Origin of the sequence: Isoptericola hypogeus, from assembly GCF_039531145.1 — a bacterium.
In the GTDB taxonomy this organism is placed as follows: Bacteria; Actinomycetota; Actinomycetes; order Actinomycetales; family Cellulomonadaceae; genus Isoptericola; species Isoptericola hypogeus.
This window is the reverse complement of record NZ_BAAAPM010000003.1, coordinates 789,457-810,566: the sequence shown is the minus strand read 5'-3', so window position 1 is coordinate 810,566 and position 21,110 is coordinate 789,457. Positions and strand designations below refer to the sequence as shown.

Sequence of the window (21,110 nt, the reverse complement as noted above, 5' to 3'; positions counted from 1 at the left end):
ACCTGGACGTTCGCCCGCCGAGCGGGTCGGCGGGCGGGCGAGCTGCCGACGCGGCATGGGGCCCGCGCTCGTCACCGTGCCGGTCTTCCAGATCGTGGGCATCGGGAACGACGACGTGCCGCCGCCCGTCATGCTGAGCGACTGGGAGCCGTACCCGATCACCCTGGGGCTCGACAGCCGGCGCAGCGGGACCGGCCGGCCGCCCGAGCCCTCCGAGCTCACCGACCCGGGGGCGTGCTGCTCCCGGTCATCACGTCCGCCCGCGCCCCGCTGTTGCTCCAGCGGTTCTCGGCCGGCGATCTGACGGAAGGTGCTGACCAGGCATGACGCTGTTCTCCCCGCCCACACCCCTGCCCCACGAGTCGACCACGCCATTCGCCGGTCGGGTCGACCCTCCCCGGGCGGCGGTGGTCAGCGACGCACCGCGGCTGCCGCTCGACGGCACGTGGCGGTTCCGGCTGCTGCCCGGGGTCCCGGGGTCTCCCGGCGCGCACGGCGTCCTGCCGGCGGGGGAGGCGACCGACGGCTTCGCGCAGCCCGGGTACGACGACGACGGCGAGGGCTGGGGCGAGATCCCCGTCCCGGCGCACTGGGTGCTCGTCGATGACGGCCGGTACGGGCGGCCGATCTACACCAACGTGCAGTACCCGTTCCCGGTGGACCCGCCGCACGTGCCGGACGAGAACCCGACGGGCGACTACTGCCGCGAGGTGGAGGTCCCGGCCGGCTGGACCGAGAGCGGCCGGGTGCTGCTGCGGTTCGACGGCGTGGAGTCGTTCTTCACGGTGTGGGTCAACGGCGAGGAGGTCGGCTCGGCGTCCGGCAGCCGGCTGGCGCACGAGCTCGACGTGACCGGCGTCGTGCGTCCCGGCCGGAACACGGTCGCCGTGCGGGTGGTGCAGTGGTCGGCGGCCAGCTACCTCGAGGACCAGGACCAGTGGTGGCTGCCCGGCATCTTCCGCGACGTCACGTTGCTGCACCGGCCCGCAGGCGCCCTCGACGACGTGCGGGTGGACGCCGACGTCGACCCCGCGACGTCCGAGGGCACCCTGATGCCCGAGCTGCGGACCGACGACGCCGCGTTCCCGGTGCGGCTCGCCGTCCCGGAGCTCGGCGTCGACGTCACGTGGGAGACGGCGTCCGACGTCGCGCCGGTGGCGGCGGGCGTCGTCGAGCCGTGGTCGGCAGAGGTGCCGCGGCTGTACGACGCCACCGTGGCGGCGTCGGGCGAGACCGTCACCCTGCGCGTCGGGTTCCGCCGCGTGGAGATCGTCGGCGACCGGCTGCTCGTCAACGGCCGGCAGGTGACGTTCTCCGGCATGAACCGGCACGAGACGCACCCCGACCGCGGGCGGGTCTTCGACGAGGAGCACGCCCGGGCCGACCTGGCGCGGATGAAGCGGCACAACGTCAACGCGATCCGCACCAGCCACTACCCGCCGCACCCGCGGCTGCTCGACCTCGCCGACGAGCTCGGCCTGTGGGTGATCCTCGAGTGCGACCTCGAGACGCACGGCTTCGAGGACGGCGGCTGGGCCGGCAACCCCAGCGACGACCCGCGCTGGCGCGACGCCTACCTCGACCGTATCCGGCGCACCGTGGAGCGGGACAAGAACCACCCGAGCGTCGTGCTCTGGTCGCTCGGCAACGAGTCGGGCACGGGGCGCAACCTCGCCGCGATGGCGGAGTGGGTGCGCGGGCGGGACCGGTCGCGGCCGGTGCACTACGAGGGCGACTACGCCGGCGAGTACACCGACGTGTACTCGCGCATGTACGCGACGGTGCCGGAGACGGAGTCGATCGGGCGCGACGGCGACCTCTCGCCCCTGCTCGGCTGCTCGGTGGCCGACGGTGCCCGACAGCGGTCCAAGCCCTTCCTGCTGTGCGAGTACGCGCACGCGATGGGCAACGGCCCGGGCGCGCTCGACCAGTACCGCGACCTCGTCGACCGCTACCCGCGGCTGCACGGCGGGTTCGTCTGGGAGTGGCGCGACCACGGCATCCGCGCCGCCACCCCCGACGGGGTCGGGTACTTCGCCTACGGCGGCGACTTCGGCGAGGTCGTGCACGACGGGAACTTCGTCATGGACGGCATGGTGGGTTCCGACGACGTCCCCAGCCCTGGCCTGGCCGAGTTCGCGCACGTCGAGCGGCCGGTCGTGGTGCGGCCGGCGGGCGATGCCTCCGGCGTGGTCGAGGTCTGGAACCGTCGGCACGCGGCCGACACCGGCGACCTCGAGCTGCGCTGGCGGGTGGAGCACGACGGCGCGGTCGTGGCGGAGGGCGGGGCGCCGGTCGCGGACGACGGCGGTCGTCCCGTCGCGGCGGGGGAGCGCGGCGTGACGGCGCTGTTCGACGTCGCGGCGCTGCCCGTGCCGGCGCCGGGCGCCGAGGCGTTCGCCACGGTGGAGGTCGTGCTGCGCGAGCCGGCCCCGTGGGCGGAGGCCGGCCACGTCGTCGGGCGCGACCAGTGGGCGCTGCCGGCACCCGCCGCGCCGACCGCCTCGCGCCGCGTCGTCGTGAACCGGCGTCCCGCTGGGCCTGCCGAAGGTTCGGTGGGGCCGGCCGTGGCGCTCGCCGACGGGCCCGCGGTGTTCCGCGGCCCGGAGCTCGTGGCGCTCGCCGGCGCCGCGGTGTCTGCGCCGCGCGTCGAGCTCTGGCGTGCGCCGACGGACAACGACGAGGGCGCGGCGATGGGCAGCTACGACGCGGCCGACCCGGCGGCCCTGCCGTGGCGCGGCACTCCCGCCCTGCCGGTGGCCGAGCGCTGGCGGCGGCAGGGCCTGGACCGGCTGACGCACCGCACGCTGGACGTCGCGGAGACGCCGGAGCGCCTCGTCGTGCGGCGGCGGGTCTCGGCCGCGCAGAGCCGGGCCGCGATCGACGTCGAGGAGACCTGGACCGCCGAGCGGGACGCCGCCGGCGTCGTGGAGGCCGTGCTGCGCGTCGTGCTGACCCCGAACGACGCGTGGGACGACGTGTGGCCGCGTCTCGGCATCCACCTGGGACTTCCCACGGACGTCGACGGGGCGCGGTGGTTCGGCCTCGGTCCGCACGACGCGTACCCGGACGTGCGGCGGTCCGTCGTCGTCGGGCGCCACGCCGCCGACATCGACGACCTCACCGTGCCGTATGCGCGGCCGCAGGAGTCCGGCCACCGGCCGGAGGTCCGCGAGCTGGTGCTGGAGCGCGGGGGCCGGCCGTGGCTGCAGGTCACGGCAGGCCGGGACGCCGCGGGCCGGCTGCCCGGCTTCACGCTCGCCCGCCACTCGGCCCACGAGCTGGCCGCGGCCGCGCACCCGCACGAGCTACCTGCCCCGGCGCACCACCACCTGTACCTCGACGCGGCGCAGCACGGCCTGGGCTCGCGCGCCTGCGGCCCGGACGTGTGGCCGACGGCGATGCTGCGCCCGCAGGCCCGCACGCTCGAGCTGCGCTGGCGAGCCCTCGACTCCTGACCGCCCGCCCGCCCTGGAGTCGCTGTGAGCATGATTTTGGCCCGCTTTCCGTGGGGAAAGTGGGCCAAAATCATGCTCACAGCGGGGCGCGGGAGGTGTCGGCCAGGATGGCGCCGCCGTCGAGCACGACCCGGCGCCCGCGGAACCGCTCGCGCATCAGCCGGTCGTGCGACACCAGGACGAGCGTCCCGGCGTACGCGGCGAACGCCCGCTCCAGCTCCTCGACCAGCGCGGGCACGAGGTGGTTCGTCGGCTCGTCCACCAGGAGCACGTCCGTCGTGGACGTGACGAGCCGGGCCAGCTCGAGCCGTCGGCGCTGCCCCTGGGAGAGGGTGCCGACGATGCGCCGCAGGTCGTCGGGGCCCAGCAGGCCGGTCGCCAGCAGGTCCGTCGCCTGCTCCTCGAGGTCGCCGGCCCGGCCGGCGGCGAACGCGTCGAGCACGGTACGACCGTCGCGCGCGGTGAGCGTGGCCGCCTGGCGCAGGTGGCCGACGACTCCCGACGTGTGCACGGTGCCCGCGTCGGGCACGACCTCGCCCGCCACGACGCCCAGCAGCGTGCTCTTGCCGGCGCCGTTCGCTCCGGTGACGAGCACGTGCTCCCCGGGGGCGAGCGTCAGGTCCGGCACGCGGAGGCGCCGGTGCACGTCGACCTCGCGCAGCTCCACCGCGGCACCGCCGATCGTGCCGGCGTCCGCCGTCGTGCCGACGTCGGTGCGGAACTCGGCCCGCTCGGCGGGCCGCTCCGCCGGGGAGCCGGTGAGCCGCCGCACCCGCTCCTTGGCGTTGCGGATGCGGCTGGTGGCGCCGTGGGTGCGGGACCGTGACCGGAACGCGCCCGACCCGAACGAGGCCATGGGCAGCTTGCGCGGGATCTGGTCCATCCGCTCCGCGTTCGCGTCGACGAGCCGCCGCTGCCGGCCGAGGTCGGCCCGCCACCGCTCGTAGGCGAGCCGCGCCTGCTCGCGCTCCGCCTCCTTGGCCGCGAGGTATCCCGCGTACCCGGCGCCGTACCGGCGGGCGGCCCCGCCGTCCACCTCGACGAGCGTCGTCGTGAGGTCGGCGAGGAACGCCCGGTCGTGCGTGGCGGCCACGACGGTCCCGGCGTGGTCGCGCAGCCGCTGCGTGAGCCAGTCGAGGGCGTCGTCGTCGAGGTCGTTGGTGGGCTCGTCCAGGAGCAGGAGCTCCGGGTCGGCCGCGAGCGTGCCGGCGAGCGCGAGGCGCGACCGCTCTCCGCCCGACAGCGTGCCGAGCGTGCGGGTGCGGTCCAGCGCGGGCAGGCCGAGGCGGTGCAGCGCGACGTCGACCCGATGGTCGGCGTCGCGGCCGCCCCGGGAGTCGAGACGCGCGGTCAGGTCGGCGTAGCGGTCCAGCGCGGCGCCGAGCTCGTCGTCGGCGAGGGTGCCGAGCGTCCGCTCGAGGGCGGTGATCTGGGCCTCCAGCTCCCGCACGTCTGCCAGCAGGTGGTCGATCGCCGCGCCGACACTGCTCGCGGGTGGCAGGTCGAGCGACTGCGTCAGGTGGCCGAGCCCACCGGGGGCGTGCACGACGCGGGTGCCGTTCTGCGGCTCCAGCGTGCCCGCGAGCACGCCGAGCAGCGTGCTCTTGCCGGAGCCGTTGTCCCCGACCACGCCGACGCGTTCGCCGGGCGAGATCGTCAGGGAGAGCCGGTCGAGGACGACGTGGTCCGCGTACCGCAGGGTGATGTCGGTGAGGGTGAGCTGTGACGGGTCCATGTGCGGGACTCCTTCCGTCGTCGGCGTCGACGACCGTGACCGGGGGTGGGCGCGCGAACGCCGACGCGGAGCGGTGCTCGACGCGTCGGCGCTGGTGCGGTCACAGGGTTCCCATCGGCCGCGACGCTACCCGTCCGCGACCCTCGGCGCACGGGCTTTCCCCGTCCAGGCGTTGTGAGCGTGAAGATGGCCCACTTTCGTCGACGAAGGTGGGCCATCTTCACGCTCACAACGCTGCGGCGGTCAACCGGTGCCGGTCGTCGACTCCCGCACGACAAGCTCGGGCTGGAAGGTCACGTGCGCGGCGGAGTCGTCGGGGTCCAGCAGCAGGTCGGCGGCGCGGTAACCGAGCTGGTGGGTGGGCTGGCGCACCGAGGTCAGCGGCGTGGCGAGCTCGCCCGCGAACGCGACGTCGTCGTAACCCACGACTGCCATCCCCGACGGCACGGGCACGCCCGCGGCGCGCAGGGTGCGCAGGGCGCCCAGGGCCGCGAGGTCGTTGACGCACATCGTGGCGGTGGGGCGGTCGTCGAGGGCGAGGACCTGCTCGGTGCCCGCCTGCCCGCCGTCGGCGTTGAGGGCGGTGATGGTGACCTCGACGAGCGCCTCGCCCGGGTCGAGCCCGGCGTCGACCAGGGCGGCCCGCAGCCCCTCCGCGCGGTCGGCGCACTGGCGGATGGTGTGCGGGCCGTTGAGGAACGCGATGCGCTCGTGCCCCAGGTCGACGAGATGGCGTGCGGCGGCCGCGGCGCCGGCCCGGTCGTCGACGGCGACGGACGACAGCGTCTCGACGGGGGACGGGCGGTCCAGCAGCACGACGCGCAGCCCACGGGAGCGCAGCGCCTCCAGGTGCTGCACGTCGGGCCCGGACGGCACGACCATCACGCCCTGCACGCCGTGCTCCTCGAAGAGCCGCAGGTACCGGGCCTCCCGCTCGGGGTTCTCGTCGGAGCTCGCGAGCATGAGCGTGTAGCCCGCCTCGTCGAGGCGGTCCTCGATGCCGCGGGCGACGTCGGTGAAGAACGGGTTCGCGATGTCGAGCACGATGGCGCCCGCGGTGGTGATCGTGCCGGCGCGGAGCTGGCGGGCCGAGCCGTTGGGCACGAAGTCGAGCTCGCCGATCGCGGCGAGCACGCGCTCGCGGGTCGCGGGCGAGACCCGGTCGGGCCGGTTGAGGACGTTGGAGACGGTGCCGACCGAGACCGTGGCGAGGCGCGCGACGTCGCTGATGGACGCGCGGCGTCGCGGTGCGGTCGTGGTCATGGGACTCCTCGGGTCGAGGGTGCGCCGTCGCGCCCGGCTCCAGCGTAAAGCGGCGCCGGGCGCGCCCCCTGCGACATTCGGAGAATGAGCCACGACACCTGACCGCGAGGTAGAGCCTCCGGTTCTCCGGTCGTACGCCGCGCGCTCTACCGGAAGACCCGAGGCTCTACCTCGCGGGCTGCGGCGTGGCCGTCCAGACGGTTGACGGCGACGCGGCCGCGCGCCTACGCTATGAAACGATTCAAAACGCTGACCGCGACGGCCGCACCAGCACCGCGCGAAGGAGCGCGACCGAGGAGGAGACATGACGGCGACGACGCCCGCGCTCGACGCGCGGCTCCGCACCGCCCTGGGCGAGCAGACGATCGAGCTGCCGTCGTGGGCGTTCGGCAACTCGGGCACGCGGTTCAAGGTGTTCGGCACTCCCGGCACCCCGCGCGACCCGTACGAGAAGATCGCGGACGCCGCGCAGGTGCACCGGTACACCGGCATCGCGCCGCGCGTCTCCCTGCACGTCCCGTGGGACCTGGTCGACGACTTCTCCGACCTGGCCCGGCACGCCAAGGAGCACGGCGTGACCATCGGGATGATCAACTCGAACCTGTTCCAGGACGACGACTACAGGCTCGGCTCGCTCACGCACGCCGACCCGGCGGTGCGGCGCAAGGCGGTCGCCCACCACGTGCAGTGCATCGACGTCATGCGCGCCACGGGGTCCAAGGAGCTGAAGGTCTGGCTGCCGGACGGCACCAACTACCCGGGGCAGGACTCCATCCGCGCCCGGCAGGACCGGCTCGCCGAGTCGCTGGCCGAGATCTACGCGCAGCTCGACGACGACCACCGCATGGTGCTCGAGTACAAGTTCTTCGAGCCGGCGTTCTACCACACGGACGTCCCGGACTGGGGCACGTCGCTGCTGCACTGCCTCGCCCTGGGGGAGAAGGCGAAGGTCGTGCTCGACACGGGCCACCACGCGCCCGGGACGAACATCGAGTTCATCGTCGCCCAGCTGCTGCGTCAGGACCGGCTCGGCGCGTTCGACTTCAACTCGCGCTTCTACGCCGACGACGACCTCATGGCCGGCGCCGCCGACCCCTTCCAGCTCTTCCGGATCATGCACGAGATCGTGCAGGCCGACGCGCTGCGCCCGGAGTCGGGGGTGAACTTCATGCTCGACCAGTGCCACAACATCGAGGAGAAGATCCCCGGCCAGATCCGCTCCGTGATGAACGTGCAGGAGGCCACGGCCAAGGCGCTGCTCGTCGACACCGAGGCGCTCACCGCCGCCCAGGTCGCCGGCGACGTGCTCGGCGCCAACGGCGTCCTCATGGACGCCTACAACTCCGACGTCCGGGGGCTCCTCGCCGGGCTGCGCGCGGAGGAGGGGCTGGACGCCGACCCGATGAGGGCCTTCGCCGCCTCGGGCTACGCCGGGCGGATCGCGGCCGAGCGCGTCGGCGGCCGGCAGGCCGGCTGGGGCGCCTGACGCCTGCCCGCCTCGGCACACGTACGCACACCGACCACCCCGGAGCACCGATGACGAACCAGACCGCGAACCCGACCGTCGAGGCCCTCGTCGCCCGGTCGAACCGCCTCGGCGCCGACCCGCGCAACACCAACTACGCCGGCGGCAACACGTCCGCCAAGGGCACCGAGACCGACCCGGTCACCGGGCAGGACGTCGAGCTGCTGTGGGTCAAGGGCTCCGGCGGCGATCTCGGCACCCTCACCGAGCAGGGCCTGGCCGTCCTGCGGCTCGACCGGCTGCGCGCGCTCGTGGACGTCTACCCGGGCGTCGAGCGCGAGGACGAGATGGTCGCCGCGTTCGACTACTGCCTGCACGGCAAGGGCGGCGCCGCCCCCAGCATCGACACGGCCATGCACGGCCTGGTGGACGCCGCGCACGTCGACCACCTGCACCCGGACGCCGGCATCGCGATCGCCACCGCCGTCGACGGGCCGGAGCTGACGCAGAGGATCTTCGGCGGCAAGGTCGTGTGGGTGCCGTGGCGTCGCCCCGGCTTCCAGCTCGGCCTCGACATCGCGGAGATCAAGGCCGCGAACCCCGAGGCGATCGGCACGGTCCTCGGCGGGCACGGCATCACGGCCTGGGGCGAGACGGCCCAGGAGGCAGAGGAGGCCTCGCTGTGGATCATCGAGACCGCCGCGGCGTACATCGCGGAGCACGGCGCGCCGGAGCCCTTCGGCCCCGCCCTCGAGGGCTACGGCGCCCTGCCCGAGGCGGAGCGCCGGGCCAAGGCCGCCGCGCTCGCCCCGCACCTGCGCGCCGTCGCGTCGCACGACAGGCCGCAGGTGGGCCACTTCACCGACGCCGACGTCGTGCTCGACTTCCTCGCGAGCGCCGAGCACCCGCGTCTCGCCGAGCTCGGCACCAGCTGCCCCGACCACTTCCTGCGCACCAAGGTGAAGCCGCTGGTCGTGGACCTGCCGGCCACCGCGACGGTCACCGAGATCGTCGAGCGGCTGCCGCAGCTGCACGAGGCGTACCGCGCGGACTACACCGCCTACTACGAGCGCGGCGCCGCCGAGGCCCGCTCCCGCGGCGAGGAGCCGCCCGCGATCCGCGGCGCGGACCCGGCGATCGTCCTCGTGCCCGGCGTGGGCGTGTTCTCCTACGGCGCGGACAAGCAGACCGCGCGCGTGGCCGGCGAGTTCTACGTCAACGCTCTCCACGTGATGCGCGGCGCGGAGTCCCTGTCCACCTACGCCCCGATCGACGAGTCGGAGAAGTTCCGCATCGAGTACTGGGCGCTCGAGGAGGCGAAGCTGCAGCGCAGGCCGAAGCCGAAGCCTCTCGCCACCCGGGTCGCGTTCGTCACCGGCGCCGCGTCGGGCATCGGCAAGGCCATCGCCGCCCGGCTCGCGGCCGAGGGCGCGTGCGTCGTGGTCGCCGACCTGGACCTGGAGAAGGCCCAGGCGGCCGCAGCGGAGCTCGGCGGCCCGGACGTGGCGGTGGGGCTGGCCGCGAACGTCGCCGACGAGGCCGCGGTGCAGGACGCCCTCGCCGACGCGGTCCTCGCCTTCGGCGGCGTCGACATCGTCGTGAACAACGCCGGGCTGTCGCTGAGCAAGTCCCTGTTCGACACCACCGAGGCCGACTGGGACTTGCAGCACGACGTCATGGCCAAGGGCTCGTTCCTCGTCGCCAAGAACGCCGCGCGCATCCTCGTGGACCAGAAGCTCGGCGGAGACATCGTCTACATCTCGTCGAAGAACTCCGTGTTCGCCGGCCCCAACAACATCGCCTACTCGGCCACCAAGGCCGACCAGGCGCACCAGGTGCGGCTGCTGGCCGCCGAGCTGGGCGAGCACGGCATCAAGGTCAACGGCATCAACCCCGACGGCGTCGTGCGCGGGTCCGGCATCTTCGCGTCCGGCTGGGGCGCCAACCGCGCCAAGACGTACGGCATCGAGGAACAGGACCTGGGCGCGTTCTACGCCCAGCGCACCCTGCTCAAGCGCGAGGTGCTGCCCGAGCACGTCGCGAACGCCGTCTACGCGCTGTGCACGCCGGACTTCTCGCACACCACCGGCCTGCACGTGCCCGTCGACGCCGGCGTCGCGCAGGCGTTCCTGCGGTGACGAGAGTGCCGACGACGAGGGCGGGCACCCTCGCCGCCGTCGACCTGGGCGCCACCAGCGGGCGCGTCGTCCTGGGGCATTTCCCTTCGACCCTTCGACAGGCTCAGGACGGCGCAGGCTCAGGGCGCCGCGGGCCGCGGATGCGGCTGCAGCACGTCGCGAGGTTTTCCAACGCCCCCGTGCGCACCCCGGACGGTCTGCACTGGAACCTGCTGGAGCTCTATCGCCAGGTGCTGGGCGGGCTGGCCGCCGCGGAGCGCGAGGCGCCCGGGGAGATCCTCGGCGTCGGCATCGACTCGTGGGCGGTGGACTACGGGCTGCTGCGCGGGGGGCGCCTGCTCGGCGTGCCGTACCACTACCGGGACGACCGCACCGCCGCCGGCGTGGAGCGGGTGCACGCCCGCATCGACGCCGCGGCGCTCTACCGCCGCAACGGTCTGCAGCACCTGCCGTTCAACACGGTGTTCCAGCTCGCGACGGAGGGCCCGCTGCTCGACCTGGCCGACCGGCTGTTGCTGGTGCCCGACCTGCTCGCGCACTGGCTCACCGGCGCCGAGGTCGCCGAGCGCACCAACGCCTCCACGACCGGGCTGCTCGACGCCCGCACGGGGGAGTGGGACGCCGGGCTCGTCGGCGTGCTCGGCCTCCCGGCGGGGATCCTGCCCCGTCTCGTGGACCCGGGGGCGTCGCTCGGCGCGCTCTCGCCCGACGTCGCCCAGGTGGTCGGCCGGGCCCTGGAGGTCACCGCCGTCGGCTCGCACGACACGGCGTCGGCCGTCGTCGCGGTGCCCGCGACCGACCGGGACGTCGCCTACGTGTCGTGCGGCACGTGGGGGCTGGTGGGCGTCGAGCTCGACGCCCCCGTCCTCACCGAGGAGGCCCGCGTGGCGGGCTTCACCAACGAGGGCGGCGTGGACGGGCGCACCCGGTTCCTGCACAACGTCATGGGGCTGTGGCTGCTGAGCGAGTCGATCCGCACCTGGGAGCGGGAGTCGACGGCGGCCCCGCGGTCCAGCACGCTCGCCGAGCTGCTCGCCGAGGCGGCGCACGTGACCGCGCCGGTCGCGCTCGTCGACGTCGACGACCCGCGGTTCCTGCCGCCCGGCGACATCCCGGGACGCATCGCCGCCTGGTGCCGCGAGCACGACCAGCCGGTGCCCGCCACGCGGGGGGAGTACGTGCGCAGCATCGTCGAGAGCCTCGCGCAGGCGTTCTCGGACGCCGTCGCCACGGCCGCGCGGCTCGCCGGGCGGACCGTCACGACCATCCACGTGGTGGGCGGCGGCGCGCAGAACATCCTGCTGTGCCAGGCGACGGCGGACCGCTCGGGTCTGCCCGTGGTCGCCGGCCCCGTGGAGGCCACCGCCATCGGCAACCTGCTGGTGCAGGCCCGCGCCCGCGGGCTGGTGGGCGGCGGCCTGGAGGACCTGCGCGCGCTCGTCGCCGCCGCCTTCGCCCCGGAGCGCTACGAGCCGCGGTAGGAGCCAGGCCCGCCTCCGACGCCGCCCCGCCCTACCGCGGCGAGCGCGCCCGCGCGTCGGTGGGGTGCGCCCCCGGCCGCACGTGCACCCGGCCGCGGAACTCCGCCCAGACGTGCTTCTCGCCGGCGGCGGTGCGGAACCAGCCGACCCGGTCCGCCACCCGCTCGGCGAGCCGCAGGCCGAAACCGCCCTCACCGGGCTGCCGGTCGCGCGGGACGACGGGCGCGGCGTCCGGGCTGTGGTCCACGACGTCGAGCACCGCGACGTGGCCGTCGCAGAGCAGGCGCACCGTGACGGGAGGCTCGGCGTGCTCGAGCCCGTTCGAGACGAGCTCGCTCGCCACCAGGACCATCCGCTGGGCGCCGGAGAGCGAGCCCGGCAGGGAGTCGTCGCCGGCCGGTGCCCGGGCGGCCGAGCAGCCGCAGGGCAGGCGCGTCTCCAGCTCGGCCCGCACGTCCGCGAGCTCGGCCACCGACCTCACGGTCCAGGACCCGACGACGTCGAGCCGTGCGGGGAGGTCCGCCTCGAGCGGGCTCACCGCGACATGTCCTGAACCATGCAGCCTCCTGTGCCGCGGGGGGTGGGTGCTGGGGGTGCGAGGCCACCGCAGCGGCCGAGTCCGACGTCGACCTTACTGCGCGCGGGTCCCGCCCGCGCGGCGGTCCACAGCCGCGGCGCACAGGATTCCCGCGGTCGCGACGACGCCCCGCCGCCTCACGGGCGACGGGGCGTCGGACGGCGGCACCGGCGTCGGCGACCGGTGCCGCGCCGGGGTGTCAGGGCCCGGCGGTCAGGGAGCAGGTCAGGGGGCGGTCACAGGTGCGGCAGCACGTGCCGCGCGTACCGCTCGCCGACGGTGCGTGCGGTGTCGCGGGGGTCGGTGGCCCAGACCTCCTCGTGGAAGATCTCGGTCTCCACGTCGCCGTCGTACCCGGCCTCGGCGACCCAGCGCGAGACGGTCGGGAAGTCGATGTACCCGTCGCCCACGTGCCCGCGCGAGTTCAGCGGCTCGGCGGCCAGCGGCAGGATCCAGTCGCACACCTGGTAGCCGGCGAGGCGGCCCTCGCGCCCGGCGCGGGCGATCGACGCCTCGAGCGCCGGGTCCCACCACACGTGGTAGGTGTCGACGACGACACCCACGACCCCGGCGTCGAACGGCGCCGCGAGGTCGAGCGCCTGGCCGAGCGTGGAGATCACCGCGCGGTCGGCGGCGAAGATCGGGTGCAGCGCCTCCAGCACGATCCGCACGCCGTGCTCGGCCGCGAACGGCGCGAGGTCGCCGATGCGGTCGGCGACGCGAGCGCGGGCGGCGACAAGGTCGCGGTCACCCGGCCCCGCGTCGGGGCGGGGGCCGCGGCCCGGCTCGCTCATCGCCGGCAGGCCGCCGACGACGAACACCAGCTCGCGCGTCCCGACGCCCGCCGCCTCCTCGATCGCTCGCCTGTTGTCGTCGAGCGCGGCCGCGACGCCGGCCTCGTCGTGGGCGGTGAGGAACCCGCCGCGGCACAGCGACGAGACGCGCAGCCCGGCGTCGGAGACGATCCGCGCCGCCTTCTGGGCGCCGTGCTCCTGGACCTGGTGACGCCAGAGGCCGACGGCGCCGAGTCCCGCCGTCGCGGCGGCGTCGACCGCCTGGGCGAGGGTCGCGTGCTTGACCGTCGCGGTGTTGAGGGAGCAGCGGCTGAGGTCGGTGCCGGACCCGTGGGTCGCTCCCGCGAGCCGGTCGCCCGACGCGGTCATGCGGTCACCCCGTTCGTCGTCAGCAGGGCGTCGAGGCGGCGCGCGGCCAGCGCCGGGTCGAGCAGCATGCCGCAGCCGTCGGCGAGGCGCGCCAGGTCCACCAGGTGCGCCAGCGAGCGGCCCGACTGCAGCCCGCCCACGAGCTGGAAGCCCGGCTGGAAGCCGTTCAGCCAGGACAGGAACGCCACGCCCGTCTTGTAGTAGTAGGTCGGCGCGGCGAAGATGTGCCGACCCAGCTTCTCCGTCGAGGCGAGGATCGCGTGGCCGCGCCCGGCCTCCCCGGCGTCGAACGCCTGCAGCGCCGTGGACGCGGCCGGGTAGATCGCCGCGAAGATGCCGAGCAGGGCGTCGGAGTGCCCCTGCTCGTCGCCCGCGATGAGCTCCGGGTAGTTGAAGTCGTCGCCGGTGTACAGGCGCACGGGCGAGCCGTCGAGGGCGGCCAGCGCGCGGCGCAGCCCGATCTCGTGCTGCGCGTCGAGCAGCGAGACCTTGACTCCGTCGACCCTGTCCTGGTGCGTCCGGATGAGGTCGAGGAACGTGGCCGTCGCCGAGTCCACGTCGTCGGAGCCCCAGTAGCCCGCCAGGGCAGGGTCGAACATCGTGCCGAGCCAGTGCAGGACGACGGGCTTCTCCGCCTCGGCCAGCACGGCGTCGTAGACCCGGGCGTAGTCCTCGGGGGAGCGCGCGACCTTCGCCAGCGCGCGCGAGGCCATGACGATGACCTGCGCCCCGGCGTCCTGCACCACGCGCACCTGCTCGCGGTACGCGTCGGTGACGGCGGCGAGGCCCGCCTCGCCGGGCTCGACGGAGGCAGGGTCGAGCTGGTCGGTGCCCGCGCCGCACGCGATGCGCGCGCCCACGGACGCCGCCTCGGCGGACGACCGGCGCACGAGCTCCTGCGTCGCGGCCCAGTCCAGGCCCATGCCGCGCTGCGCGGTGTCCATGGCGTCCGCGACGCCCAGGCCGTGCTCCCAGATGCGGTGCCGGTAGGCGAGCGTCGCGTCCCAGTCGACGACGGCGGGCGCGCCGGGCACGTTCTCCGCGCCGACCTGCGGCACGACGTGTGCCGCGGCGAACGCGACCCGCGAGGAGATCGGTCCGGCGGGCTTCTGCCACGGGCCCGGCGCGTTGAGCTCGCGCACCTCGGTTCCGGTCGCCCGGCCGGCGGTGTCGAACCGCGGCAGGCGGACGGTGACGCCGCTGGGATCCAGCACCGGCGCGCCCGTGGACCCGCCCGGGGCCCGGGTCTGGACAGGCTCGACCGCCGGGTGCGCCGTCACAGCGCGATCTCCGGGACGGCGAGCCGACGGCCCTCGGCGGACGAGCGCAGCCCCAGCTCGGCGAGCTGCACGCCGCGGGCGGCGGACAGCAGGTCGAAGCGGTGCGGGCGCCCGGCGACGACGTCGCGCAGGAACTCCTCCCACTGCAGCTTGAAGCCGTTGTCGAGGTCGGCGTTGGCGGGCACCTCGAGCCACTGGTCGCGGAAGGGCTCCGTGACGGGCAGGTCGGGGTTCCAGACGGGCTTGGGGGTGTGGGCGCGCTGCTGGGCGACGCACTTGCGCAGGCCGGCGACGGCGGAGCCGTGCGTGCCGTCGACCTGGAACTCCACGAGCTCGTCGCGGTAGACGCGCACCGCCCAGGACGAGTTGATCTGCGCGACGACGGGGTCCCCGCCCGGGGTCTCGATCTCGAAGATGCCGTACGCGGCATCGTCGGCGGTGGCGGCGTACTCGCGGCCCCGCTCGTCCCAGCGGGTCGGGATGTGGGTCGTGGTCTGCGCGGTGACGGTCCGGACCGGACCGAGGATGCCCTCGAGGACGTAGTTCCAGTGGCAGAACATGTCCGTCGTCATGCCGCCACCGTCCTCCTTGCGGTAGTTCCAGCTCGGGCGCTGGGCGGCCTGCTGGTCGCCCTCGAACACCCAGTAGCCGAACTCGCCGCGCAGCGACAGGATGCGCCCGAAGAAGCCCTCGTCCACGAGGCGGCGCAGCTTGACCAGGCCCGGCAGGTACAGCTTGTCGTGGACGACGCCGGCGGTGACGCCGGTCTCGTCGCGGAGCCTCGCGAGCTCGATCGCCTCGGCGAGCGTCTCCGCGGTCGGCTTCTCCGTGTAGACGTGCTTGCCGGCGCGCATCGCCTTGCTCAGCGTGGCCGGGCGCAGGTTCGTCATCGCGGCGTCGAACACGATGTCGGTGCCGGCGTCGGCGACGATCCCGTCGAGGTCGGTCGTGTACTCCGCGATGTCGTGCAGCTTGGCCAGCTCGCGCAGCTTCTCCTCGTTGCGCCCCACCAGCACCGGCTCCACCTGCACGCGGGTGCCGTCGGGCAGCTCGACGCCGCCCTGCTCCCGGATCGGCAGGATCGACCGCACGAGGTGCTGGCGGTAGCCCATGCGGCCGGTCACGCCGTTCATGGCGATGCGCAGGGTGCGCGTGGTGGTGCTGGTCACGGGGGACTCCCTTGTCGGTGGGTGAGACGTCGTGCTCGGGGCGCCGGGCGACGTCGCCGCCGCGGTCCCACTCGGAATGCGCTTTCCTGCACGGTAGGCTGTGACGGCGGGCGCGTCAAGAGCGCGTCCGGGCGGGCGGGCGTCACCGCCCTCGATCAGGAGGTGTGCCCGTGCCCCGAGCGAGGCTGCAGGACGTCGCCGACCGGGCGGGGGTCTCCCTGGCCACGGCGTCGCGGGTGCTCAACGGTTCCTCCCGGCAGCCGGGGCCCGCGCTCGTCGAGCGGGTGCGCTCGGCGGCTGCCGACCTCGGGTACGTCGTCAACGCGCAGGCTCAGGCGCTCGCGCGCTCGCGCACGGGGCTGCTCGGTCTCGTCGTGCACGACATCTCCGACCCCTACTTCTCGTCCATCGCCGCGGGTGCGCAGGCCGCCGCGATCGAGCACGGCCGCCTGGTGCTGCTCGCGTCGACGGGGCGCGACCCCGTCGCCGAGCGGAAGGCGGTGGCCGCGTTCGCGGCCCACCGCGTCGACGCCGTCATCGTGGCCGGCACCCGGTGGACACCCGAGGACGACGAGGCGCTCGCCGCCGCGCTCGACGAGTACGCGGCGGCGGGCGGCCGGTCGGTGATCGTGGGCCAGCCGGTCGGGGGCGGGAGCGTCGTGCGGCCGCCCAACGCGGAGGGTGCACGGGCGCTCGCGGAGGCGCTGCTCGCCGCCGGGCAGCGCCGCTTCGCGGTGCTCTCCGGGCCGAGCCGGGTCGCGACGTGGCGCGAGCGCGCGGACGCGTTCGCCCGGGCGGTGCGCGCCGGCGGGGGCGAGGTGAGCACGGTCCGGATCGACGAGTTCTCGCGCGACGGCGGGTACGCGGCGGGCGACGACGTCGCCGGCCTCGCCCGCGGGGCCGCCGGCGGCGAGCCGCCGTGCGTCTTCGCCGTCGCGGACGTCATGGCGATCGGGCTCATCGCCCGGCTGCGCGAGCTCGGCGTCGCGGTGCCGGGCGACGTGTGCGTCGCGGGCTTCGACGACATCCCCACGCTGCGCGACCACGTCCCCGCCCTGTCGACCGTGCGCATCCCGCTCGAGGAGATGGGGCGCCTCGCGGTGGCCGCGGCCGTCGACGACCAGGGCGCGGCCGGCGTGCCCGCCGCCGTCGACGTCGGCTTCGACGTCGTGCTCCGGACCTCGACGGCGAGCGTCTGACCGGCCGCGGGCGAGCCGGGCCTGCGCCGGGACGGTCCGCCCGGGGGCGAGCCGGGCCCGCGCCCGCCCGGGCCGCGCGGCCCGGCCGGGCGTCGTGCCGTCAGACGGCGGCGACGGTGAGCCCGGCGCCCCGGCGGGCGCGCTCGACGACGCTCGCGTACGCCGACAGCATGCGCACGTGGCTGAACCGGGGGCGGGCGGCGACCAGCGCCCGCCCGAGCTCCTCCCGGCGGGCGGCCGCCTCCGCCCAGGCGTCCGCGATCTGCGCGGGATCGAACGTCGTGACCAGGCCGATGCCATCTATGATCCGCGCGCCGTCGCCGACCGGTGTCGTCACCGGGACGGCCCCGCACATCGCGCCCTCGATGAGGCACAGCGGGGCCGCCTCGCCGAACGTCGACGTCAGCGCGACGACGTCTGACGCGGCGAGGATGCGCTCCATGTCGTGCCGCACCCCCAGTGGGTGCACCCGGGCGAGCAGGTCCGGGCGGTCGCCGAACGCCTCCTCGAGGTCCCCGCGCAGCAGGGGGTTCTCCGTCGTCATGCCGGCCCCGCACATGACGACGTGCGCCCGGGCGTCCCGGCCCAGCAGGTGCCGCGCGGCGGCGACGAAGAGCTCCGGCGACTTCATCGCGTCGTAGCGGGCCGCGTACGTCACGACGGTCGCGTCGGCGGGCAGCCCGTACGCGCCGCGCAGGGCGAGCCGCCGCGGGCCGGTGACCGGGCGGAACCGGGTGAGGTCGACGCCGTTCGGCACGACGCGCAGCAGGTGCGCCGGCACGCCGGCGGCCTGGTAGGCGTCGCGGGTCGAGGTGGCGCAGCACACGACGGCCGCGAGCCGGCCCGAATGGGCGGCGGTGAGGAGGTGCGCCAGCCCCGTGCCCTGGTGCTCCGGGTCGGACCGGTGCAGGCACGCCACCACGGGGCGCTGGGGCATGCCCGGCTGGTCGAGCAGGCGCAGCGGTTGCTCCTTGAGGGACAGCACGACCTGCGCGGCCGCCACCTGCCGGGCAGCGGTCGTCAGCTCCGCCTCGGTGAACCGCTCGGGATCGTGGTCGCGCTCGGTGGAGCGCCCCAGCGAGGTGATGCGGACGCCGGCCGCCCGCAGCTCGCGGAAGCGCCGGTCGTCGACCATCCGCTGCAGCGTCGACTCGCGGCGCACCTCGTCGTGGATGCTCAGCACGGCGTGCCGCTGCCGGCCCTGGGCGTGCAAGCCGGCCACCACCGTCGAGTGCAGCACCCGGGCCCCGCCGCTGAAGAAGCCCTCGTAGAGGGAGAGGACTCCAAGAGCTCCACGCTCGACCGTCTGCTGGTTCATCCGGACCACCTCCTTGCCCCCAGCGTGAGCGCCGTTGGTGTGGGGCGGATGACCGTCGTGTGACATTCTCATGACGCGACGAGGCCGTTCCGATGGCCTCGGCTTGGCGCCCGCGCGGGACGCCGGCGGAGCGCAGGGCGGCTGTCGGGGGGTGGTGCGACCGTGGGACCCGTGGCCACCGAGCCGACCACCGAGCCGACGACGCCGACGTCCGTCGCGCTGCTCCGCGGGATCAACGTGGGCGGCCGCCACCTGGTCGCCATGACGGAGCTCGCCGCATCCTTCCGCGACGCGGGCCTCGGGCCGGCGCGGACGTTCCTCCAGAGCGGGAACGTGCTCCTGACGGCGCCACGGGCGAGCGGCCCGGAGCTCGAGGAGGCGATCGAGGCCCTGCTCGCCGAGCGGTTCGGGTTCCCGGTCCCGACCGTGGTCCGGTCGCGCGAGGAGCTGACCGCGACCGTCGCGGCCGCCCCGCCCGACCACGGCTCCGACGCGCTGCGCAGCGAGGTGTTCTTCCTCAAGCACCCGCTCACGGCGCGGGAGGTCCTGGAGCAGATGCCCGAGCTGCGGGAGGGCGTCGACGCCGTCGCCCCCGGTCCCGGCGCGGTCTACTTCTCGCGCGTCGCGGCGCAGGCGGGCCGCACCCGGATCGCCGCCCTCATGGGCCTGCCGGTGTTCCGGCGCATGACCGTACGGACCTGGCGGACCACGACCCGGCTCCTCGCATTGGCCGACGAGCCGCTCCCCGGGTAGGCGCGTCAGGCCGTGAGGAGGGCGCGGATGTCGCGCTCGGCCTGCGCGGGGGACGCCGTCCGGCAGCCGAGCGCCACCCAGCGGCGCACCAGCGCGGGCTCGGCCCGCAGCAGGCCCCAGCCGCGGCGCACCAGCGTGGGCAGCGGCTTGCGCGACTCGGCGACGTCGCGCAGGAGGCGAAACCAGAACGTCAGCAGGCGTGGCTGGGTGAGGCAGATCGCGTCGGCGAGGAAGCCCTCCGCCCGGCACGCCGCGACGAGCTCCGCGGCGAAGATGCCCTCCGCGACGACGATCGGGGCGCCGCCGGTCTCGAGCACCGTGCTGCCCGTGCGGCGCGAGGTGGGGATGTCGTAGACCGGCACGTCCGTCCGGCCGGTGGCCACGACGTCGCGCAGCGCGTCCAGCGCGGCGGCGTCGTCCCAGCTCGCGGGGTCGTCCCAGTCCACGATGCCATAGCGCATCGGCATGCCCGGGTGGTCGACGTCGCGGTAGAAGTCGTCGAGGTTCAGCACCGGCAGCCCGAGTCGCCGCGTGAGCGCCGTCTTGCCGGATCCCGACGGCCCGGTCAACAGCACGATCCGCCGGGCCGGCCGGCGCGCGCCGGCCGGGACGTCGAACAGGGCGTCGGAGGCGGGGGCCGCGGCGCCGGCCGGGAGCTCGCTGTCGGTCACGGGAGCCCATTCTGCGGCCTCCGCGCCGGGCTGACGACCGACCGGCGGGGCGGTCGCGAGCACGACGGTCCCGTGTGGCGACGGCCGCCGGCATTCGGGCGCGCCCGACCGGAGGAGGAGGTGCCCGCTCTCGGTCTTGCGAAAACGTTATCGACATCGTTATCTTTCACCGGTCGGACAACGCGGTTCGCCCGAGCCGTGGGAGCTCCGACCGGAGAGGAACAACGATGTCCCATTCCACCCCGATCAAGCGGGCGGTCGCCGTCGCGGCGGCGGCCGTCACCGCCCTCGCGCTCGGCGTCCCGGCGGCCCAGGCCACCCCTCCCGAGCCCACGCTGCGCTCCGAGGCGCCTCGTGATCTCGAGATCGGCAGCGCCGTGTGGGGCCAGCGCGACCTTCTCGACCACGACCGCAAGAACCCCACCGAGTTCCAGCGCATCCTCGGGGCCGAGTTCGGCTCGGTCACCCCCGAGAACGACATGAAGTGGGCCGAGATCCACCCGGAGCCCGACGTCTACGACTTCTCCGGCGCGGACGCCGTCATCGCCTTCGCGAAGGCCAACCGTCAGGAGGTCCGCGGGCACACCCTGCTCTGGCACAGCCAGAACCCGGACTGGGTGACCGAGGCCAGCAATACCTGGACGTGCGACGAGGCGCGCGACGTCCTCGAGGACCACGTCCGCACCGTCGTCGGCCGCTACGCCGGCGAGATCTACGAGTGGGACGTGGCCAACGAGATCTTCCAGGACGAGTGGGACGCCGGCGGTGTGCGCCTCCGCACCGAGGCCAACCCGTTCCTCAAGGCATGCTCGGCCGACCCGGTCGGCCTCATCGGCGACGTCTTCCGGTGGGCGCACGAGGCCGACCCCGAGGCGCTGCTGTTCCTCAACGACTACAACGCCGAGGGCATCAACGCCAAGACCGACGCCTACTACGAGCTGGCCCAGGAGCTGCTCGCCGACGGCGCACCGCTGCAAGGGTTCGGCGCGCAGGCGCACCTGAGCCTCCAGTACGGCTTCGACGACTCGATGCGGGCGAACTTCGAGCGGTTCGCGGCGCTCGGGCTGAAGGTGGCCGTCACCGAGGCCGACGTCCGCATGCCGCTCGGCGACGACGGCGAGCCCACCACCGAGCAGATCGCCCTCCAGGCGGACCGGTACGACCGGCTGCTCCAGGCGTGCCTCGACGTCGCCGCCTGCACCAGCTTCACGGTCTGGGGCTTCGACGACGGGCGCTCGTGGGTCCCGGGCGTCTTCCCCGAGGGCTACGCCACGATCATGACCGAGGGCTTCGAGAAGAAGCCGGCGTACTTCGCGCTGCTCGACGGCCTCACCGACGCCACCCCGGGCACGTCCCCGCGCACCCCGCCCGGGCTGAACCGGTAGCACCGACCCGCCGAGGCGACGACTGCGGCGTGCGGACCAGGCCGGGCCCGCACGC

The 21,110-nt window shown here is 74.8% G+C and carries 16 protein-coding genes; 8 read left to right on the top strand and 8 right to left on the bottom strand.

Annotated elements, in window-relative coordinates:
• Nucleotides 1-55: 55 nt before the first annotated feature.
• Both ABD254_RS05975 and ABD254_RS05970 read left to right on the top strand, forming a co-directional pair.
• Nucleotides 56-304, top strand: a complete 249-nt coding sequence (locus tag ABD254_RS05975; RefSeq protein ID WP_344246586.1) for a hypothetical protein — start codon at nucleotides 56-58, stop codon at nucleotides 302-304.
• A 19-nt stretch (nucleotides 305-323) separates the two neighbouring features.
• Nucleotides 324-3,458, top strand: coding sequence for a glycoside hydrolase family 2 TIM barrel-domain containing protein (locus ABD254_RS05970; RefSeq protein ID WP_344246584.1), 3,135 nt, complete (start codon nucleotides 324-326; stop codon nucleotides 3,456-3,458).
• 76 nt (nucleotides 3,459-3,534) lie between these two features.
• Here ABD254_RS05970 and abc-f read toward each other — a convergent pair whose 3' ends face one another.
• Both abc-f and ABD254_RS05960 read right to left on the bottom strand, forming a co-directional pair.
• Nucleotides 3,535-5,193, bottom strand: coding sequence for a ribosomal protection-like ABC-F family protein (gene abc-f / locus ABD254_RS05965; protein ID WP_344246582.1), 1,659 nt, complete (start codon nucleotides 5,191-5,193; stop codon nucleotides 3,535-3,537).
• A gap of 243 nt (nucleotides 5,194-5,436) precedes the next feature.
• Nucleotides 5,437-6,456: a LacI family DNA-binding transcriptional regulator gene (locus ABD254_RS05960; protein WP_344246580.1), complete on the bottom strand. Its 1,020-nt coding sequence runs from the start codon at nucleotides 6,454-6,456 to the stop codon at nucleotides 5,437-5,439.
• Nucleotides 6,457-6,760: 304 nt separating this feature from the next.
• Between ABD254_RS05960 and rhaI the strand changes: the two genes are divergently transcribed.
• From rhaI to ABD254_RS05945, 3 genes are read left to right on the top strand one after another with little or no spacing between them, the layout of a single operon-like run.
• Nucleotides 6,761-7,942 carry an L-rhamnose isomerase gene (rhaI, locus tag ABD254_RS05955; protein ID WP_344246578.1) on the top strand — a complete coding sequence of 394 codons (1,182 nt, stop codon included), beginning with the start codon at nucleotides 6,761-6,763 and terminating at the stop codon, nucleotides 7,940-7,942.
• Nucleotides 7,943-7,992: 50 nt separating this feature from the next.
• Nucleotides 7,993-10,059, top strand: a complete 2,067-nt coding sequence (locus tag ABD254_RS05950) for a bifunctional aldolase/short-chain dehydrogenase (RefSeq protein WP_344246576.1) — start codon at nucleotides 7,993-7,995, stop codon at nucleotides 10,057-10,059.
• A 5-nt stretch (nucleotides 10,060-10,064) separates the two neighbouring features.
• Complete coding sequence (locus tag ABD254_RS05945) at nucleotides 10,065-11,540, top strand: rhamnulokinase (RefSeq protein WP_344246574.1); 1,476 nt, start codon at nucleotides 10,065-10,067, stop codon at nucleotides 11,538-11,540.
• 31 nt (nucleotides 11,541-11,571) lie between these two features.
• Here ABD254_RS05945 and ABD254_RS05940 read toward each other — a convergent pair whose 3' ends face one another.
• The 4 genes from ABD254_RS05940 to ABD254_RS05925 all read right to left on the bottom strand — a co-directional run bounded on the left by ABD254_RS05940 (nucleotide 11,572) and on the right by ABD254_RS05925 (nucleotide 15,693).
• A complete protein-coding gene (locus tag ABD254_RS05940) occupies nucleotides 11,572-12,078 on the bottom strand; it encodes an ATP-binding protein (protein ID WP_344246572.1) in 507 nt (168 codons plus the stop codon).
• Nucleotides 12,079-12,353: 275 nt separating this feature from the next.
• Entirely contained in the window at nucleotides 12,354-13,280 is a 927-nt protein-coding gene (locus ABD254_RS05935; protein WP_344246570.1) for a sugar phosphate isomerase/epimerase family protein, read from the bottom strand.
• The gene (locus ABD254_RS05930; RefSeq protein ID WP_425553727.1) at nucleotides 13,277-14,464 is read right to left on the bottom strand and encodes a dihydrodipicolinate synthase family protein; all 1,188 of its coding nucleotides are present in this window, start codon (nucleotides 14,462-14,464) and stop codon (nucleotides 13,277-13,279) included. The genes ABD254_RS05935 and ABD254_RS05930 overlap by 4 nt, the downstream gene beginning before the upstream one ends.
• Nucleotides 14,465-14,556: 92 nt before the next feature.
• Nucleotides 14,557-15,693 carry a Gfo/Idh/MocA family protein gene (locus ABD254_RS05925; RefSeq protein WP_344248507.1) on the bottom strand — a complete coding sequence of 379 codons (1,137 nt, stop codon included), beginning with the start codon at nucleotides 15,691-15,693 and terminating at the stop codon, nucleotides 14,557-14,559.
• 206 nt (nucleotides 15,694-15,899) lie between these two features.
• Between ABD254_RS05925 and ABD254_RS05920 the strand changes: the two genes are divergently transcribed.
• Entirely contained in the window at nucleotides 15,900-16,928 is a 1,029-nt protein-coding gene (locus ABD254_RS05920; RefSeq protein ID WP_344246568.1) for a LacI family DNA-binding transcriptional regulator, read from the top strand.
• Between the two features lie 100 nt (nucleotides 16,929-17,028).
• On the opposite strand, the gene ABD254_RS05915 is transcribed toward ABD254_RS05920, so the two are convergent.
• Nucleotides 17,029-18,246 (bottom strand): glycosyltransferase, encoded by a 1,218-nt coding sequence (locus ABD254_RS05915; RefSeq protein ID WP_344246566.1) that lies wholly within the window; start codon nucleotides 18,244-18,246, stop codon nucleotides 17,029-17,031.
• A 171-nt stretch (nucleotides 18,247-18,417) separates the two neighbouring features.
• Here ABD254_RS05915 and ABD254_RS05910 point away from each other — a divergent pair, with 171 nt between their 5' ends.
• The gene (locus ABD254_RS05910; protein WP_344246564.1) at nucleotides 18,418-18,999 is read left to right on the top strand and encodes a DUF1697 domain-containing protein; all 582 of its coding nucleotides are present in this window, start codon (nucleotides 18,418-18,420) and stop codon (nucleotides 18,997-18,999) included.
• A 5-nt stretch (nucleotides 19,000-19,004) separates the two neighbouring features.
• Here ABD254_RS05910 and ABD254_RS05905 read toward each other — a convergent pair whose 3' ends face one another.
• Nucleotides 19,005-19,670 carry a uridine kinase family protein gene (locus ABD254_RS05905; protein ID WP_344246562.1) on the bottom strand — a complete coding sequence of 222 codons (666 nt, stop codon included), beginning with the start codon at nucleotides 19,668-19,670 and terminating at the stop codon, nucleotides 19,005-19,007.
• A gap of 227 nt (nucleotides 19,671-19,897) precedes the next feature.
• Between ABD254_RS05905 and ABD254_RS05900 the strand changes: the two genes are divergently transcribed.
• Nucleotides 19,898-21,055 carry an endo-1,4-beta-xylanase gene (locus ABD254_RS05900; RefSeq protein WP_344246560.1) on the top strand — a complete coding sequence of 386 codons (1,158 nt, stop codon included), beginning with the start codon at nucleotides 19,898-19,900 and terminating at the stop codon, nucleotides 21,053-21,055.
• The last annotated feature ends 55 nt before the right edge of the window (nucleotides 21,056-21,110 follow it).

What these genes read in the sequence shown, in the direction of transcription:
- ABD254_RS05975 (WP_344246586.1), top strand. Translation starts at nt 56, where the DNA reads ATGGGGCCCGCGCTCGTCACCGTGCCGGTCTTCCAGATCGTGGGCATC.
- ABD254_RS05970 (WP_344246584.1), top strand. Translation starts at nt 324, where the DNA reads ATGACGCTGTTCTCCCCGCCCACACCCCTGCCCCACGAGTCGACCACG.
- abc-f (WP_344246582.1), bottom strand. Translation starts at nt 5,193, where the DNA reads ATGGACCCGTCACAGCTCACCCTCACCGACATCACCCTGCGGTACGCG.
- ABD254_RS05960 (WP_344246580.1), bottom strand. Translation starts at nt 6,456, where the DNA reads ATGACCACGACCGCACCGCGACGCCGCGCGTCCATCAGCGACGTCGCG.
- rhaI (WP_344246578.1), top strand. Translation starts at nt 6,761, where the DNA reads ATGACGGCGACGACGCCCGCGCTCGACGCGCGGCTCCGCACCGCCCTG.
- ABD254_RS05950 (WP_344246576.1), top strand. Translation starts at nt 7,993, where the DNA reads ATGACGAACCAGACCGCGAACCCGACCGTCGAGGCCCTCGTCGCCCGG.
- ABD254_RS05935 (WP_344246570.1), bottom strand. Translation starts at nt 13,280, where the DNA reads ATGACCGCGTCGGGCGACCGGCTCGCGGGAGCGACCCACGGGTCCGGC.
- ABD254_RS05925 (WP_344248507.1), bottom strand. Translation starts at nt 15,693, where the DNA reads ATGAACGGCGTGACCGGCCGCATGGGCTACCGCCAGCACCTCGTGCGG.
- ABD254_RS05915 (WP_344246566.1), bottom strand. Translation starts at nt 18,246, where the DNA reads ATGAACCAGCAGACGGTCGAGCGTGGAGCTCTTGGAGTCCTCTCCCTC.
- ABD254_RS05900 (WP_344246560.1), top strand. Translation starts at nt 19,898, where the DNA reads ATGTCCCATTCCACCCCGATCAAGCGGGCGGTCGCCGTCGCGGCGGCG.